This is a genomic window from Myxococcus sp. CA005, from assembly GCF_006518205.1.
GTDB lineage: Bacteria > Myxococcota > Myxococcia > Myxococcales > Myxococcaceae > Myxococcus > Myxococcus xanthus.
Map to the genome: position 1 here is coordinate 24,370 of NZ_SRLV01000055.1, position 14,355 is coordinate 38,724.

The window sequence follows — 14,355 nt, forward strand, 5'->3', positions numbered from 1 at the left end:
GCGCGTGAGAGAGCATGCAGCCCGTCAATGAAACCGGGTGGCCGGAGTCGCTCCGGCCCCTCTATGAGACGGTGACGGGGACGCCCGCGGCGGAGGCCATGGCCGCGTCCACCCAGTGGCGCGAGTCCTTCGCGGCCTGGGTGCGAGGCGCTTCGCTGGATGAGCGCACCCTGGCGCAAGCGGCGGCCTGGAGCCGGCTGGACGAGGGCGAGCGGACCCTCGGCGAGCTGTTGTTCCTGCTCTCCTCATGCAGTGAGTTGCTGTGGCCTTATGCCGTGCCGCCCCGGGGCCTGCTGCCGCGCTTGATGGCGCGGCAGGAGACGATGCTGGCTGCGTTGCAGGAGGTGGGGGACGTGGACACGGCCGCGCGGGTGCGGCGTGAGACGGAAGCCACCGTCACCACGGTACTGACGCGCATCCTGAAGCGGCACCCGGACGCGCTCCAGTCCCTCGTCGGCGACGCGCCGTGTACCTTCGACGGCCGGGCCCTGCGCTTCCACGGCGCGGTGGAGGTGGACCTGCGTCAGGTGTTGGGCACCGGCGCGAAGTCCGTCGCGCTGCTGGAGCAACTGCGCGCGCTGATGCCGGCGACGGCTGCGGACGGGCGCGACCGGTTGGCGGAGTTCATCCGGACGCGGGCCGCGCGGCTGCCGTGGCGGGAAGCTTCGGAGGTCCTGGCCGAGCGGCTCTTCTCGCTGGCGACGTCGCCGGAGGGCCGCAGCGGCATGAGTGGCTTCCTGGCGTGCTACCCCGGTGGACGCAAGGAGCCGGACTGGTGCGCTCGGGCGGGGCTCTTGCTGTCGCGCACGCTGGAGGTCGGCGGTCCTCCCGAAGTGGTGGAGAACCTGTGCGAGCTGCTGGCGCGCTTCGATGCGCCGCCGGTGGACGGCCTGCGCGGGGCGCTGGGCGCTTTGGTGAACGGCGACTTCGAGGCCTCGGCGGACCTGGGCCCCGTGCGCTTCGTGCTCGACCACTGCCAGGCCACGCTGCGCAAGGGCGAGCCGGGTCTGGTGCTCACGCTGTTGTGGCTGGAGGAGCGGTTGTTCCGTGCCGCCGTGCGCAAGGGCGCGCCAGATGCCTTTGACCGCCGCAAGCGCGCGCTGTCGAAGCTCAAGCCGGGGGCGCCGGGATTCGACCAGCTCCACTGGTTGGCGGAAGAATGTGCCGAGCTGTGGCCTCGCTTCATGCCCGGTGCCGTGCGGCCCGGTCTGGACGAGCTGGCGGCGTGGCGTCAGGAAGTCGCCGACCGCGTGGGGCGCAAGCCCGTGCTGCGCAAGGCGGCCATCGAGTTCTTCCTCTGGTGCGCGCCGGATGCCGCTTCGTCCGAAGCGGAGCTCACGGTGCTGGCGCTGGTGCGCACCGCGACCGACCGGAGACAGGTGAAGCGGCTGAAGGAGCACCCGTCGTCACGTGTTCGCCTCCGCGTCCGGACGCTCCAGTCCTGGTTCCAGGGCCCGTCGGCGAAGGGGAAGCCGGGTGCCCCCGTGGAGCCTTCGCAGGCTTCAGGCCCCGCGACGTTGACGGAGGCGTTGCGGCACCTGCATGTGACGCGCGCGGTGCCGCTCGGAGGCCGGACGTGGCTGCGTGACCGGGACCTGGAGGAGCTGTTGCTGGGCGCCTTCGGTCGAGTGGAGGCGGAGTTCTCTTCTCGCTATCCGGAGCGCTTCCGCGAGGACACCGAGACGCTGGCGGCGGACCTGCTCGAAGCACTGCGCGCCGAGCTGGCGCGGGTGAAGGCGGACGTCGCCGCGTTGATGGCCCAGGGGCAGCCCTCGCCGTGGGAACTATCGATGACGGTCCGGCGCCGTGAACCGGAGCCCGTGCCCGAGCCTGTCCCGGTGGACGGCGAGGTGGCTCCGGAGGCCGTGCCTCCGCCTTTGGCCGCCGCGCGGCTGGGGGTGGAGGTGGCTTTCGTCCTCGACGTGGCGGTGGGCGACTTCCTGCGCACGCGGCGCGTGGTGTCCGTGCAGGTGGTGAAGCTCGAACAGCGCGGAGAAGGTCAGTGGCTGCCCGCATTCCGGCTGGGCCGGGAGCACCTGGACGCGCAGTTGCTGCGGACCGATGCCGCGTTCTGCCTGTTCCTGGCGCCTCCGTTTCCTCGGGCCGAGTGCTGGGTGGTTCCGTCGCGGACGGTGCGCGCGATGATGGAATCGCAGCGCTCGCTGTCGGGTGTGCCGCGAGACGGGGTGCAGCGGGTGGCGCGCTCACTGTCCCACTGGCTGTTGGGCGACGTCGTCGGTCTGTGGACGGGGGACGAACGCCCGGAGTCGTTTGCCCGGCTGTCTCGCGTGGAGGACGGGCCGGACTTCGTCGTCGAATGGGGCCTCCGGTAGGTCAAATGGCCACCGGGCCCGCTGGCGTGGCGTCCACGGTGATAGCGTCCATTCCTTATGAGTCACACCGAGCGACCCCAGGGGGCGGGCCGTCCAGCCGAAGGGCCTGATTCCGTCCAGCAGACGCGGCCCACAGGTACAGGAAGGCCCGGGACCTCGGGCGCTGTTCGCCGCTTCCGATTCACCGTCCTCGAAGGTCCGCAGCCTGGGCAGTCGAAGGACAGCAACGCGGACACGTTTTCCATTGGCTCGCATGGGCTCAACGACTTCGTCATCGAGGAGCCCACCGTCTCGCGCTTCCACTGCGAGGTGAAGGTCGACCACGACGGCGCCCGCCTGCGGGATTTGGACAGCCGAAATGGCACGGTGCTCGACGGTGTCCACGTGCGCGACGCGTACCTTCGTGGCGGCAGCATCCTGCGCCTGGGCCGGGTGAGCGTCCGGTTCGACTTCAGCCCGGAGACGAACCGGCTGCTCATCTCCGACCGCACGACGTTCGGTGAGCTGGTGGGTTCGTCGCCCGTGACGCGCGCCAGCTTCGCCCTCATGGAGCGAGCCGCCGCGAGCGACGCGACGGTGTTGCTGGAGGGGGAGACGGGCACGGGCAAGAGCCGCGCCGCCTTCGCCATCCATCAGGCCAGCGCCCGGGCCTCGGGGCCCTTCCTCACCGTGGACTGCGGCGCCATTCCCGGCAACCTGCTGGAGAGCGAGCTGTTCGGCCATGAGAAGGGCTCCTTCACCGGCGCCATCCAGCGCCGCGTTGGCGCCTTCGAGGAGGCGGATGGCGGCACCATCTTCCTGGACGAGATTGGCGAGCTGCCCGCGGAGCTGCAGCCGAAGCTGCTGCGCGTCCTGGAGAACAAGGAGATTCGCCGGCTGGGCGCCAACGGGTACCAGCCCGTCAACGTGCGTGTCATCGCCGCCACGCACCGGGACCTGCGCGCCGAGGTGAACGCGGCGCGCTTCCGCTCTGACCTGTTCTTCCGCCTCGCGGTGGTGCGCATCATCATCCCCGCGCTGCGGGAGCGGCCCGAGGACATCCCCCTCATCGCGGAGCGAATCCTCATGGCCTTCGGGGCCGGCTCCGAGCAGCTCGCGGCGCTGAGCACGCCGGAGTTCATCGCGCAGCTCCAGCACGCCGCGTGGCCGGGGAACGTGCGCGAGCTGCGCAACCACCTGGAGCGTTGCCTCGTCTTCCAGGACGCCATGCCGCCGGACGCCGAGGAGGTGAGCGCGCAAGCGGTGCTGCGCAGCCTGGTGGACCCGAAGCAGCCCTACGCGGAGGCCCGCCGCCGCGCGCTGGAGGTCTTCGAGCGCGAGTACCTGGATGCGCTCCTCAAGCTCCACGGAGGCAAGGTGTCGCAGGCCGCCACCGCCGCGGACATGGACCGCGTGTACCTGTACCGCCTGCTGCGCCGGCACCGGCTGCGGACGTAGCCCGCTCACCGGCTGGCGAGTGCATCCGACAGCAGGACCTCGCCCGCCGTGCCTCCCGAAGCCCAGGACTCCAGGCGCAGCAACTCACCACCCGCCAACCGCGGAAGGCCCTGGGCGTCCGTGTTCAGCTCACACAGGGCCGCGTGCGCATAGACGCGGACTTCCACGCTGTCACCCGCGGCCTCACACGCTTGCCGCAACAGCGAATCCGCCACCTGGCGCGCTTCCACCAGGGCAGGGACACGGGCCTCGGAGGCGGGAGGCAGTGACTTCCACGCGAGCACGGCGTTGCCACTCTCCAGGGCGAGCATCCAGCCTCGGGTCTCCAGTTCGGTGAGCGTCGCGTCCAGCGTGGCGTCCCTGGCATCCAGGTCCGCGTCGGTGGGCTCATCCAGGGCCACCGGGAAGCGGAGGTCCACATAGACAGCCACGGCCCATGTCGCATCCGGGGTGGGCGCCAGCGCCGCGCGCAAGGCATCGAGGAAGGCGGGCACGTCCGGCCAGCGGTCCCCTGGGGCCTTCGCGAGACACCGTTGAACCACGGCGTCCAGTGCTGGCGGTGCGTGCACCCGTTCATCCAGGTGCGGTGGTGGCGCATGGAGGTGCTGCTCCTCGACCTCCACCACGCTGGTGCCCTCGAAAGGCAGGCTCCCGGTGAGGAGTTGGTAGAGAAGCACACCCATCGCGTACAGGTCGGTGCGTGCGTCCAGGGCCTGTCCACGAATCTGCTCGGGGGCCATGGACACGGGCGTGCCGAGCACGGCGCCGCCGGACGTCAGGCCAGCGAGCCCCTCCGGTGGCTCCACGCGGGCGATGCCGAAGTCCACCAGCTTCACCGTGAAGCCCTCCGCCAGGGGGATGACCATCACATTCTGGGCCTTGAGGTCCCGGTGCAGGATGCCGCGGCCATGAGCGAAGTGCAGCGCGGCGCCCAGTTCCTCCATCACCGTCAGCGCCTCCGCGAGGGAGAAGGGACCTCGGTGCGTGAGCCACTGGTCCACGCTTTCGCCCCCCAGCCATTCCATGGCCAGCCAGGGGCGTCCGTCGCGAAGGTCGCCGTGCTCGAGCACCTCCACGATGTGGGGATGGCGCAGCGCCCGGAGCGTGTCCGCTTCCTGCTGGAAGCGGCGGAGCACGTTGGTGACGTGGTTGAACTCGGCACGCACCACCTTCACCGCGGCGGGAGCCCGGGTGGACAGGTGCGACGCGCGATAGAGCCACGCGGTCACGCCCGCGTGGACGCGTGACTCGATGACCCAGTCGCCCACCAGCGCTCCGGGTTCCAGCTCGTCTCCGTAGAGCGATATGGCGTGTTCGCGTGGGGGCCCACCGGCCATGGGACATCCCTCCGTGCCTTTGCGGTGACACCCCGTGCTAACACGGTTCTCGGCCCCGCACTGGGCGTGGCCGTCCCGCTAGGGGCTTTCGGCCGGGGCCACCAGCGCGCGGACGCGGTCCGTCCACAGCGGCGCTTCGCGTGCGGTCTCCTCGACCTCCGCGACCCGAGCCAACAGCGTCTCCGTGTCTCCGGCCTTGCGAGCCGCGCGAGCCGCCCAGACGAGAATCTCCAGCCGCTCATCAGGCGCGGCCAACCGGCGTGACTCTTCCACCAGGTGGGCCCAGGCATCGGCGCCGTAGGGAAGGGCGTCTCGAGCCTCGTTCACGACGCGCCGGACCACGGACAACATCAGCGCGTCCGAAGGTGACAGACGCTGCCGCGTGTCCGGCTCCTCGAGCCAGGCGAGCTGACGTGCGACTTCGGGCAGGTCTCCCAGTTCGCAGCACAGGCGCGCCACCAGCAGCGCATCCTGGGCCATGGACCGGGGGAAGAAGCGCTGGCTGAGCACGCCGGCCCGCCGCGCCAGGGGCAATGCCTCCATGGCCCGGCCCTGGTAGCCGAGCAGCAGCGCCAGGTTGAAGGCGGAGGTCCGTTCAATCTGCACGTTGCCCAGCTCGCGTCCCAGGGTCACCGCGCGCTCCAGGTCCGCGTGAGCGCCCGCCGCGTCCCGGCGCTGGACATGCAGCACCATCCGGTTGTTGAGGGCCACGCCCAGGTGCAGGGTGTCGCCGGTCGCCTCGCACAGGGCGATGGCTTCGTCGAAGCGGCGCGAGGCGTCGTCCAGCCGGTCGGTCCACGCCAGCATCGCGCCCAGCATGGCCAGGGCGATGGCCTCCGTCTCCGAGTCCTCTCCGGACCGCGCGGCCTCCACGGCGCGCTCCAGGGCGGGCACGGCCCCCGTGATGTCCTCCCGCCGCACGAAGACGCGCGCCTGGGCCAGGGCATGGCGCGCGGCCAGCTCCGGAGGGACGGCGTCCTTCAGGCAGTGCAGGGCCTGCTCCAACAGCGCGGTGGAGCCCATCGCGTCGTCCTGCCAGTCGAGGGCGGTGGCTTCTTCCAGCAGCAAGTCCGCTTCGCGCACCCCATCGCGGTGGGCCTCGGCCAGCAGGCGGGCGGCGCGCAGGTCTTCCACGGCGTCGTCGATGCGCTGGAGGCGGTAGCGCACGCGTCCTCGTCCCGACAGCAGCTCCAGCCGGACGGCCTCTTCGGTGCGTGGCACCAGCGACAGGGCGGCCGAGTAGTGCCGTTCCGCCTCCAGGAGCCGGTGCGCGTGGCGAGCGGATTCGGCCAGGTTCCAGTGGAGGGCCGTGGCTTGGAGGGAATCTCCGGCGGACTCGGCCAGACGGGCCCTTCGGGCGGTGGGCGTCGCGGGCAGGGCGCGCAAGGCGGCCGTGCAGATGCGCCGCTTCAGTGGCGGAGGGAGCAGGGCGGTGAAGGCTTCGCGCAGGGTGGTGTGTTCGAAGAGCCAGCGTCGCGGACCTCGGGGTTCCAGCATGCCCGCTCGTGCCAGCCGCTCCATCGCGACGCCCGGGTCCAGCGACAGGTCCAGGTCCGCGTCTGTCTCCAGGTGGGCGAGCGTGGCGGTGAGCTCCTCCAGCCGCACGTCGTCTCCCAGGAGTGCCGCGATCTGGAGAGGGGCGCGCATGCCAGGGGGCAGGCCCGACAGGCTTCGTTCGGCGAGCCGTTCATCCGCGCCCGGGCGGTCCGGGGCCAGCCCGTTCAGGGCGTCCGCGGCGAGGTAGCCACCCCCATCCGGACGGGTACGGATGGCGCCCGCGCCTCGGAGGGCACGCACCGTCTCCAGCATGCGCAGCGGTGAGCCACCGCAGCGGTCCACCAGCTCCCTCAACACGCCTTCGGCAATCAGGTCTACGGGGCGCAGCCACTGGCGAAGCAGCTCGCGCGCATCGTGTTCCGGAAGGGGAGGAAGCTCTCGCTGTTCGGCGTCTCGTGCGCGTTCCCCCAGGTAGGGGCGCAGGCCCAGCAGCCGGTGCCGGCCGGCGAGCACCACGCACAGGGGGGCCCCCTCGCCAGAGAGCGTCGCCAGTTCCAATGCATCCAGGGCCGTGGGGTCCAGCGTGTGCGCGTCATCGACCAGCAGAACCAGGGGCTGAGCGGCCGCGAGCCGCCACAGGTGTGCTGCGATGGCCCTCGCCACCAGTTGCCTGCGCGCCGCCGGGTGCACGGTGGCCACATCCAACGGGGGACGCGCGTCCGCGAGCAGCCGGCGCAGCGCTTCATCCGAGGGCGTCTGGGCTGGCAGGCCGAGGACGGTGTTGATGAGACTTCGCAGGCCGCTTTCGCTCGCGCTGCCTTCATCCGGGAGCGCCTCGACGAAGCGCACGGAGACGCCGGGCGTGCCCTCCAGTTCGGTCCGCCACGTCGTGAGCAGGCGTGTCTTGCCCTGGCCCTCTTCCGCCAGCAGGGTGCGCAGCACGGGCGCGCCGTGTGCCTGCACGCGCGACAGGGCTTCGCGCAGCCACTGCCGTTCCGTGTCCCGGCCCAGGAGGACGTCAGGAGATGTCAGCGCGTCCCCATGCGGCGTGCTGTATGGCAGGTCGCCCAGGTGGGCGCGGGCGCTGGCCGTCAGTGCGACCGTCTCAGGGGTGGAGACGGATTCAAGCGATGGCCACCACCGCTCGGGCCGCTCCACCGCCGCGCCACCCACCGTCAAGCGACCTGCACGCTCACGAATGCGCAGCGGTGCGCAATGAAGTGCGAGCGTTGCGTTTGGGGGGAGGGCGGCTTTCAGCACCTCCGCGGCCCGGAGCGCCGCGCGCAGCCCGGCTTCCACCGCCGCTTCGTGGGGGAACGCGAAGAGGCAAAGGCCCGGCTCCACGCGCGCGAGGATGACGCCGCTTCCGGTGAGGGAGGCCTGCAAGGCCGGTGCATCCAGTGAGGACTTCACACCCAGGACGGCCACCTCGCGCGTGGCTCGGCTGGAGCCTGGGGTGGGGGCGGTTGAAGGGCCCGTGTCTGTCCATGACGCCCCCGTGGCGTGGCGCGGGTTCTCCGCCAGGGCCCCGGACACCGCATGGGTGCCCAGCGCGTCGCCAGCGCCCTGAAGCTCGCGCAACTCCTCCGCCAGCGACCGTGCACTGTCTCCCCGGTCCTCGGGCACCTTGGCCAGCAGCCGCTGAACCAATGTCTCCACCGCCGGGGGCACCGGCCAAGGCGCGAGCGTCCGTATCGCCGGAGGCCGCCGCGAGACATGCGCCTGGAGCACCGCTGCCGCCTCTCCGACAAAGGGAGGCCGACCACACAGCAACTCAAAGAACATGACCCCAAGCCCATACAGGTCCGCGCGCGCGTCGATGTATCGCGCGTCCCGGCACTGCTCGGGTGACATGTACTCATGGGTCCCCAGCCGCTGACCCGTGCGGGTGAGCCCTGGCGAGAGCCCCTCCCCATCATCCTGGGCCGTCAGCCGCGCGAGCCCGAAGTCCAGCAGGACGAGCCGCCCTTCGGACAGCACGACGTTTTCCGGCTTCAGGTCCCGGTGCACCACGCCCGCCGCATGGACCTGGGCCAGCGCCTCCGCCAGGGCTCGTGTCAGCAGGGCCGCATCGGCCCAGGGCAGGGCCCCGGCGCCCGGCAGCGTCGCCAACCGCCGAGCCAGCGTCGGGCCCTCGATGCGCTCCATGATGACCACCCGCTCACCGGCGCGGGTCGTGGCCTCGCCCAGCAGCCGCGGCACGGCGGGGGGACCGATGCGGCGCAGGGCCTCCAATTCCCGCCCCAGCCGTTCGCCCGCGAGCGGCTCCAACACCTTCAGCGCGACGTCCTGCCCATCCACCTCACGCCGCGCGGCGAACACCCGTCCAAACCCACCGCGCCCCAAGGGCGCTCCCAGGACATAGCCCACCACATCCGGAGGCTCCGGCACGGAGCCTGGGGCACGCGCTTCGACCGGGCCGTGGCGAGGACAGCGCTCGGCCACGCGGCGATGGCAGGTGGGGCAACGCATGGGCGTGGGAGCTCGGGGCCGGGAGCTAGGCCGGCCACGCCCGGACGTCAGTCACTCATCTCCGGCAGCTCGGGCAGCACATCCGGGTCCAGCTTCAGAATCACACACAGGCGCGTCAGGGTGGGAATGGTCGGCACCATCACCCCTCGTTCCACCCGAGCGAGCACTTCCACGGGGATTTCCAGTTGCTCGGCGACCTCCTCCATGCCGAGCCCCGCCTGCTGGCGGGCGGCCTTCAGTGCCGCTCCGAGCACCTCGGCCCTTTCCCTACGACTCGTCGTCATGGGCCGAGCATGACGCCTTCTCGCGTTCCCGTCATCCAATTCACCACATGCCGGTGCGCTGGCGCACGGACCCGAACATTGCCCGGGGGGCGGTCGGCCGGGGCAAGCCCCCCGGGCGTCCGCGGCGACTGTGCGGCCCAGGGGGAGGGTGGTCAGGTTGTCCGGACGTGCGCAGGCTGGGCGACTGGGGTTGCGGCATTGGCGCCGGGCGGGGGGTGTGTTAGTTCGCCCCTCCCCCCGGTGTCCCGCCAGAAAGAGGAGAAGCGAATGGCCCGCCGTCAGGTCCGTGTCGTCGGTGCGATGCTCCAGAATGAGCAGGGGCGCTACCTCATCACCCAACGCCCCCCCACCGCGTCACTGCCCTTGCTGTGGGAGTTCCCCGGCGGGCGCGTGGAGGAGGGTGAAGAGGACGCCGAGGCCCTTGCCCGGGAAATCCAGGAAGAGATGGGCGTGGAGGTGGACGTGCTGGGTCAGGCCATGCACACCCACCACGAGTACCCCAACTACGACATCGACTTCCGCGTCTTCCACTGCCGGCTCTCGCGGCCGACGGAGGAAGTCCAACACCTGCGCGTGCATGACCACCGCTGGGTGACGCTGGAGGAGATGTCCGCGTACCGCTTCCCGGACGCGGATGCCAAGACGCTGGCGAAGCTGCTCGACCTGGACAACTGACGTGCCGCGCCGTCTCCTCCTGGCGGTGCTGGCCGGAGTGCTGGGCGCGTGCTCCCGCTCCAAGCCGCCGCCCGCGCCGCCTCCACCCGAGGCGACGAACCAGGTCCCTGCCCAGGGCGTGCCGGGGTGCACGCTCTACGGCGAGCCTCAGCGGTTCGGCACCGTGCCCGACGTGCTGCCCGAGCTCTCCGGCCTGGCCGCCAGCCAGCGCCACCCGGGGGCCTTCTGGGCGCACAACGACTCCGGCAACGGCTTCGAGCTGTTCGCGATGGACGCGAAGGGCGGCATCCTCGCCCGGCTGACGCTCACCGGGGCCACCCCTCGCGACATCGAGGACGTCACCGTGGGGCCCTGCGCCTCGGGGGCGTCGCGCCGCTGCGTCTATCTTGCGGACATCGGTGACAACTTCGCGCGCCGGGAGCAGGTGCGGCTCTACCGGCTGCCAGAACCGGAGGCGCTCGAGGATGCCACGGTGCCGGTGGACGTACTGTCCTTCATGTACCCGGGCGGGCCCCGCGACGCGGAGTCGGTCATCATCGACGCCCGCTCTGGCCGGTTGGCCGTCATCACCAAGACGCTGGACTCCCTGGGAGATGTCTTCGCGCTGGATGGCCTGAGCGCGGAGACCCCCATCCAGGCCCGGAAGCTGGGGACGCTGACGGCGCCGCTCGGGATGGACCGGGCCACCACCGCGGCCTCCCTGCATCCCTCCGGTGAGCGGCTGCTGCTGCGCACCTACTCGCGCGCGTACGAGCTGCGCCGCCCCGGCGCCGCGCGGCTGGAGGACCTGTTGCAAGGAGAGCTCGTCGAGGTTCCGAGCGGGAGCCAAGCCCAGGCAGAAGCCATCACCTTCGTGCAAGACGGCAACGGCTATTTGTTGGGCACGGAGTTCACTGGCCAACCCTTGTGGCTCATCGGGTGTCGCTGATTCGGCGCAAGGGCCCGCACATAGCGTGAAGCCCGCCTGGCGGGTTGACGGTATGGCAACGGTGAACATCTTTGGCCCGCCAGGGAAGACGCCTCGCGGTCACTGTGTCCGCGTGGGCGGGGGAGGGGGAGGGTCGAGCGTGCCGACGATGAAGCCACAGGATTTGCCGCCTGGGATGGGCCCACGCGGAAAGAAGACAGACAAGCCAACGCCAACGGGGAAGGGGTTCAAGTTCGGCTCTCCGTTGGGCTACATCCTGTTACTCGTCCTGGGCTTCCTGCTGTTCCGCAACGTCTTCCAGGACGCGGGCGTGCGGCGCGTGAGCTACAGCCAGTTCCGTGACGGGGTGGAAGCTGGGAACTTCAGCCGGGTCCAGATTTCGAACGAGTGGGTGAAGGGCTTCCTCAAGGACACGGCGCAGCCGCCTCCTCCTCCAGCGGACGGGGAGCGCACGCTGCGCGGCGAGCCGAGCGCCCTGCCGTGGATGGCCTACCGCGTCGCCGGTGACGAGGGGCTGGTGCCGTTGCTGGAGCAGAAGGGCATCCAGTTCGAGGCCGTGCCGCAGTCAGGGCTGGGCGAGGCGCTGTGGATATGGCTGTTGCCCCTGGGCCTCTTCTTCCTCTTCTGGAGCTTCATGATGCGCCGGGTGGCCGGCGGCATGGGCCAGGGCCCGCAGAGCGTCATGAGCTTCGGGAAGACGCGCGCCAAGGTGCAGGCCGAGGCCGATACCGGCGTGGGCTTCAAGGACGTGGCTGGCGTGGACGAGGCGGTCGACGAGCTGCGTGAAATCGTCGAGTTCCTCAAGACGCCCGAGAAGTTCCGCCGCCTGGGCGGGCGCATCCCCAAGGGGGTGCTGCTGGTGGGCCCTCCGGGTACGGGCAAGACGCTGCTGGCGCGAGCCGTGGCGGGTGAAGCGGGCGTCCCCTTCTTCAGTCTGTCGGGCTCCGAGTTCGTGGAGATGTTCGTCGGCGTGGGCGCCGCGCGAGTCCGCGACTTGTTCGCCCAGGCCACGTCGAAGGCGCCGTGCATCATCTTCATCGACGAGCTGGATGCCATTGGCAAGAGCCGCAACTCGGGCGTGGCCGGTGGGCATGACGAGCGTGAGCAGACGCTCAACCAACTGCTCGCGGAGATGGACGGCTTCGACAGCCGCGCGGGTCTCATCATCCTGGCGGCCACCAACCGTCCGGAGATCCTGGACAGCGCGCTGATGCGTCCGGGCCGCTTCGACCGGCAGGTGCTGGTGGACCGGCCGGACAAGCGGGGCCGCGAGCGGGTGCTGGAGATTCACGCCAAGGGCGTGAAGTTGGGACCGGACGTGGACCTCAAGGCCATTGCCTCGCGCACCCCGGGCTTCGCGGGCGCGGACCTGGCCAACGTGGTGAACGAGGCCGCGCTCCTGGCCGCGCGGCGCAACCGCGACGCGGTGATGCGGGCGGACTTCGAGGAAGCCATCGAGCGTGTCGTCGCCGGTCTGGAGAAGAAGAACCGCCGGATGAACGAGCGTGAGAAGGAGATTGTCGCGCACCACGAGGCGGGCCACGCGGTGGTGGGGTGGATGCTGCCTCACGCGGAGCGGGTGACGAAGGTGTCCATCATCCCGCGCGGCCTGGCGGCGCTGGGCTACACCATGTCGCTGCCGCTGGAGGACCGCTATCTCATGTCGCTGGACGAGCTGCGCGACAAGATGGCGGGGATGATGGGCGGCCGGGCCGCGGAGGAGATCTTCATCGGGGAAATCTCCACCGGCGCGTCCAACGACATCCGCCAGGCCACGGAAATGGCCCGGATGATGGTGCGGGACTACGGCATGAGCACGCTGGGGCCGGTGGCCCTGAGCGCGGACCATGGCCCGGGCTTCCTCCGCTCGGCGGGCGTGCCGGAGACGCGCAGCTACTCCGAGCAGACGGCGCGGATGATTGACGAGGAGGTGCGCAAGCTCGTCAGTGAAGCGCTCGACAGGGCCCGTCAGGTGCTGACCACCCACAAGGACAGGGCCCAGGCGTTGGCGGCCCGGCTTCTGGCCGTGGAGGTGGTGGAGGAGGACACCATGGTGACGATTCTGGGTCCCAAGGTGTTGGCGCAGCGTGGCCTGCTGCACCCGGAGGCGCGTCAGGTCATCTCCGCGCACCCGGTGGACGTCGGGGGCGGTGACGACCAGACGCCGCCCACGCAGCACTCGGACGCGCTCGACTCCTGAGACTTCGGTTGGCTGGGCGCCTGCCCTCCTGCCGTCCCGAAACCCACCGCCACCGCGACGTCCTGCGGTGACCGGTGGGCGAAATTATCTTTGGAGGAAAGGAGGCGTCGCCGTGGAGAACAGGATCGGTAAGAGCTACATCGCCCGCAAGGCCCTCTTCGCGAAGGGGCTCAAGGAGGGCCGGCTCACGGTTCAGGAGATTGAGGAGGCCTTGCCGGCGGGAACCCTGACGGCGGCGGAGCGGTGGCTCCTCTATTACTCGCTGCGGGCCGCCCAGGTGGAAATCATCGACGAGGTGACAGGGCAGGTGGACCACGGCTTCATGGCCGAGGCTCCCGCCGCGCCGCAGGAGCACTAGCTCGCTCCCGCGTTGACAGGGGCCGTCTCGCGGTTAGGTTCCGGGCAGCAGTGACTGCCTACCTTATCGCGCGAGACTGCGCATCCACCATCGCCTCAGGTTAGACATGGCCGGTAACACCCGCACCGACGCAGCCCCCGAAGCCCCCCAGCAGCCCCCCTCGGCCAATGGCGAGGGACCTGTTTCCGCCGCCGAGGAGGCTTCCTCCCAGCAGCAGGCTCCGGAGGAGCACGCGGCTGCCGGTCAGGACGCGGAGCGGGAGCGGATGGTCGCGGAGCTGGAGACGCTTCGCAAGAAGTTCGACATCGCCGTCCGCGCGGTGCAGGCCGCGGAGAAGGACCGCGAGGAGTTCAAGCAGCGCGTGACGCGGGAGCGTGAGCGCATGCTGGACGTGGAGCGCGGCAACGTGGCTGTCACGCTGCTGGAGGCCATCGACGAGTTGGACCGGTGCCTGTCCGTCAGCGCCCAGGACACCTCGCCGCTGGCCGAGGGCGTCCGGATGATTCGTGACGAGCTCTTGCGCAAGGCGCAGTCCACGGGCATCGAGCGCCTTCAGGTCGTCGGGCAGACCTTCGACCCGAACACGGCCGATGCCGTCGACATGGAAGTGACCGCCACGCCGGACGACGACCACCGCATCGTCGCCGAGCTGCGTGCGGGCTACCGGCTGAAGGACCGCGTCATCCGTCCGGCCCGGGTGAAGGTGGCGAAGTACGTCGCCCCCGTCCAGGCCTGACGCCGCCGTCCAGGGCGCCCCCGTCACTCACGGGAAGGGGGCGCCGGGCCAGGCTGTTGAGTCCGCTCGACCCTGGTCCGCCGTGTAGACTGCCGCTC

General features: G+C 70.6%; 10 protein-coding genes. 7 read left to right on the forward strand and 3 right to left on the reverse strand.

All coding sequences use genetic code 11. From position 1 onward, the window contains the following. The first annotated feature begins 14 nt into the window (after nucleotides 1-14). Both FMQ63_RS23285 and FMQ63_RS23290 read left to right on the forward strand, forming a co-directional pair. Nucleotides 15-2,333, forward strand: a complete 2,319-nt coding sequence (locus tag FMQ63_RS23285; RefSeq protein WP_011554341.1) for a hypothetical protein — start codon at nucleotides 15-17, stop codon at nucleotides 2,331-2,333. Between the two features lie 57 nt (nucleotides 2,334-2,390). Beyond that, complete coding sequence (locus FMQ63_RS23290; protein ID WP_011554340.1) at nucleotides 2,391-3,770, forward strand: sigma 54-interacting transcriptional regulator; 1,380 nt, start codon at nucleotides 2,391-2,393, stop codon at nucleotides 3,768-3,770. Between the two features lie 5 nt (nucleotides 3,771-3,775). On the opposite strand, the gene FMQ63_RS23295 is transcribed toward FMQ63_RS23290, so the two are convergent. The 3 genes from FMQ63_RS23295 to FMQ63_RS23305 all read right to left on the reverse strand — a co-directional run bounded on the left by FMQ63_RS23295 (nucleotide 3,776) and on the right by FMQ63_RS23305 (nucleotide 9,360). Further along, a complete protein-coding gene (locus FMQ63_RS23295; protein ID WP_020478661.1) occupies nucleotides 3,776-5,107 on the reverse strand; it encodes a serine/threonine-protein kinase in 1,332 nt (443 codons plus the stop codon). 78 nt (nucleotides 5,108-5,185) lie between these two features. Then, nucleotides 5,186-8,995, reverse strand: a complete 3,810-nt coding sequence (locus FMQ63_RS23300; RefSeq protein WP_225909330.1) for a serine/threonine-protein kinase — start codon at nucleotides 8,993-8,995, stop codon at nucleotides 5,186-5,188. 128 nt (nucleotides 8,996-9,123) lie between these two features. Then, nucleotides 9,124-9,360 (reverse strand): helix-turn-helix domain-containing protein, encoded by a 237-nt coding sequence (locus tag FMQ63_RS23305; protein WP_013940940.1) that lies wholly within the window; start codon nucleotides 9,358-9,360, stop codon nucleotides 9,124-9,126. Nucleotides 9,361-9,627: 267 nt separating this feature from the next. Between FMQ63_RS23305 and FMQ63_RS23310 the strand changes: the two genes are divergently transcribed. The 5 genes from FMQ63_RS23310 to FMQ63_RS23330 all read left to right on the forward strand — a co-directional run bounded on the left by FMQ63_RS23310 (nucleotide 9,628) and on the right by FMQ63_RS23330 (nucleotide 14,257). Further along, nucleotides 9,628-10,035, forward strand: a complete 408-nt coding sequence (locus FMQ63_RS23310) for a (deoxy)nucleoside triphosphate pyrophosphohydrolase (RefSeq protein WP_011554337.1) — start codon at nucleotides 9,628-9,630, stop codon at nucleotides 10,033-10,035. Nucleotide 10,036: 1 nt separating this feature from the next. Then, entirely contained in the window at nucleotides 10,037-10,963 is a 927-nt protein-coding gene (locus tag FMQ63_RS23315; RefSeq protein WP_011554336.1) for a hypothetical protein, read from the forward strand. 175 nt (nucleotides 10,964-11,138) lie between these two features. Beyond that, nucleotides 11,139-13,163, forward strand: a complete 2,025-nt coding sequence (gene ftsH, locus FMQ63_RS23320) for an ATP-dependent zinc metalloprotease FtsH (RefSeq protein ID WP_011554335.1) — start codon at nucleotides 11,139-11,141, stop codon at nucleotides 13,161-13,163. A gap of 112 nt (nucleotides 13,164-13,275) precedes the next feature. After that, entirely contained in the window at nucleotides 13,276-13,521 is a 246-nt protein-coding gene (locus FMQ63_RS23325) for an RNA polymerase sigma factor region1.1 domain-containing protein (protein WP_026113892.1), read from the forward strand. Nucleotides 13,522-13,627: 106 nt separating this feature from the next. Continuing rightward, on the forward strand, nucleotides 13,628-14,257 hold the full coding sequence (locus FMQ63_RS23330) for a nucleotide exchange factor GrpE (protein WP_011554333.1): 630 nt from the start codon (nucleotides 13,628-13,630) through the stop codon (nucleotides 14,255-14,257). Nucleotides 14,258-14,355 lie beyond the last annotated feature (98 nt).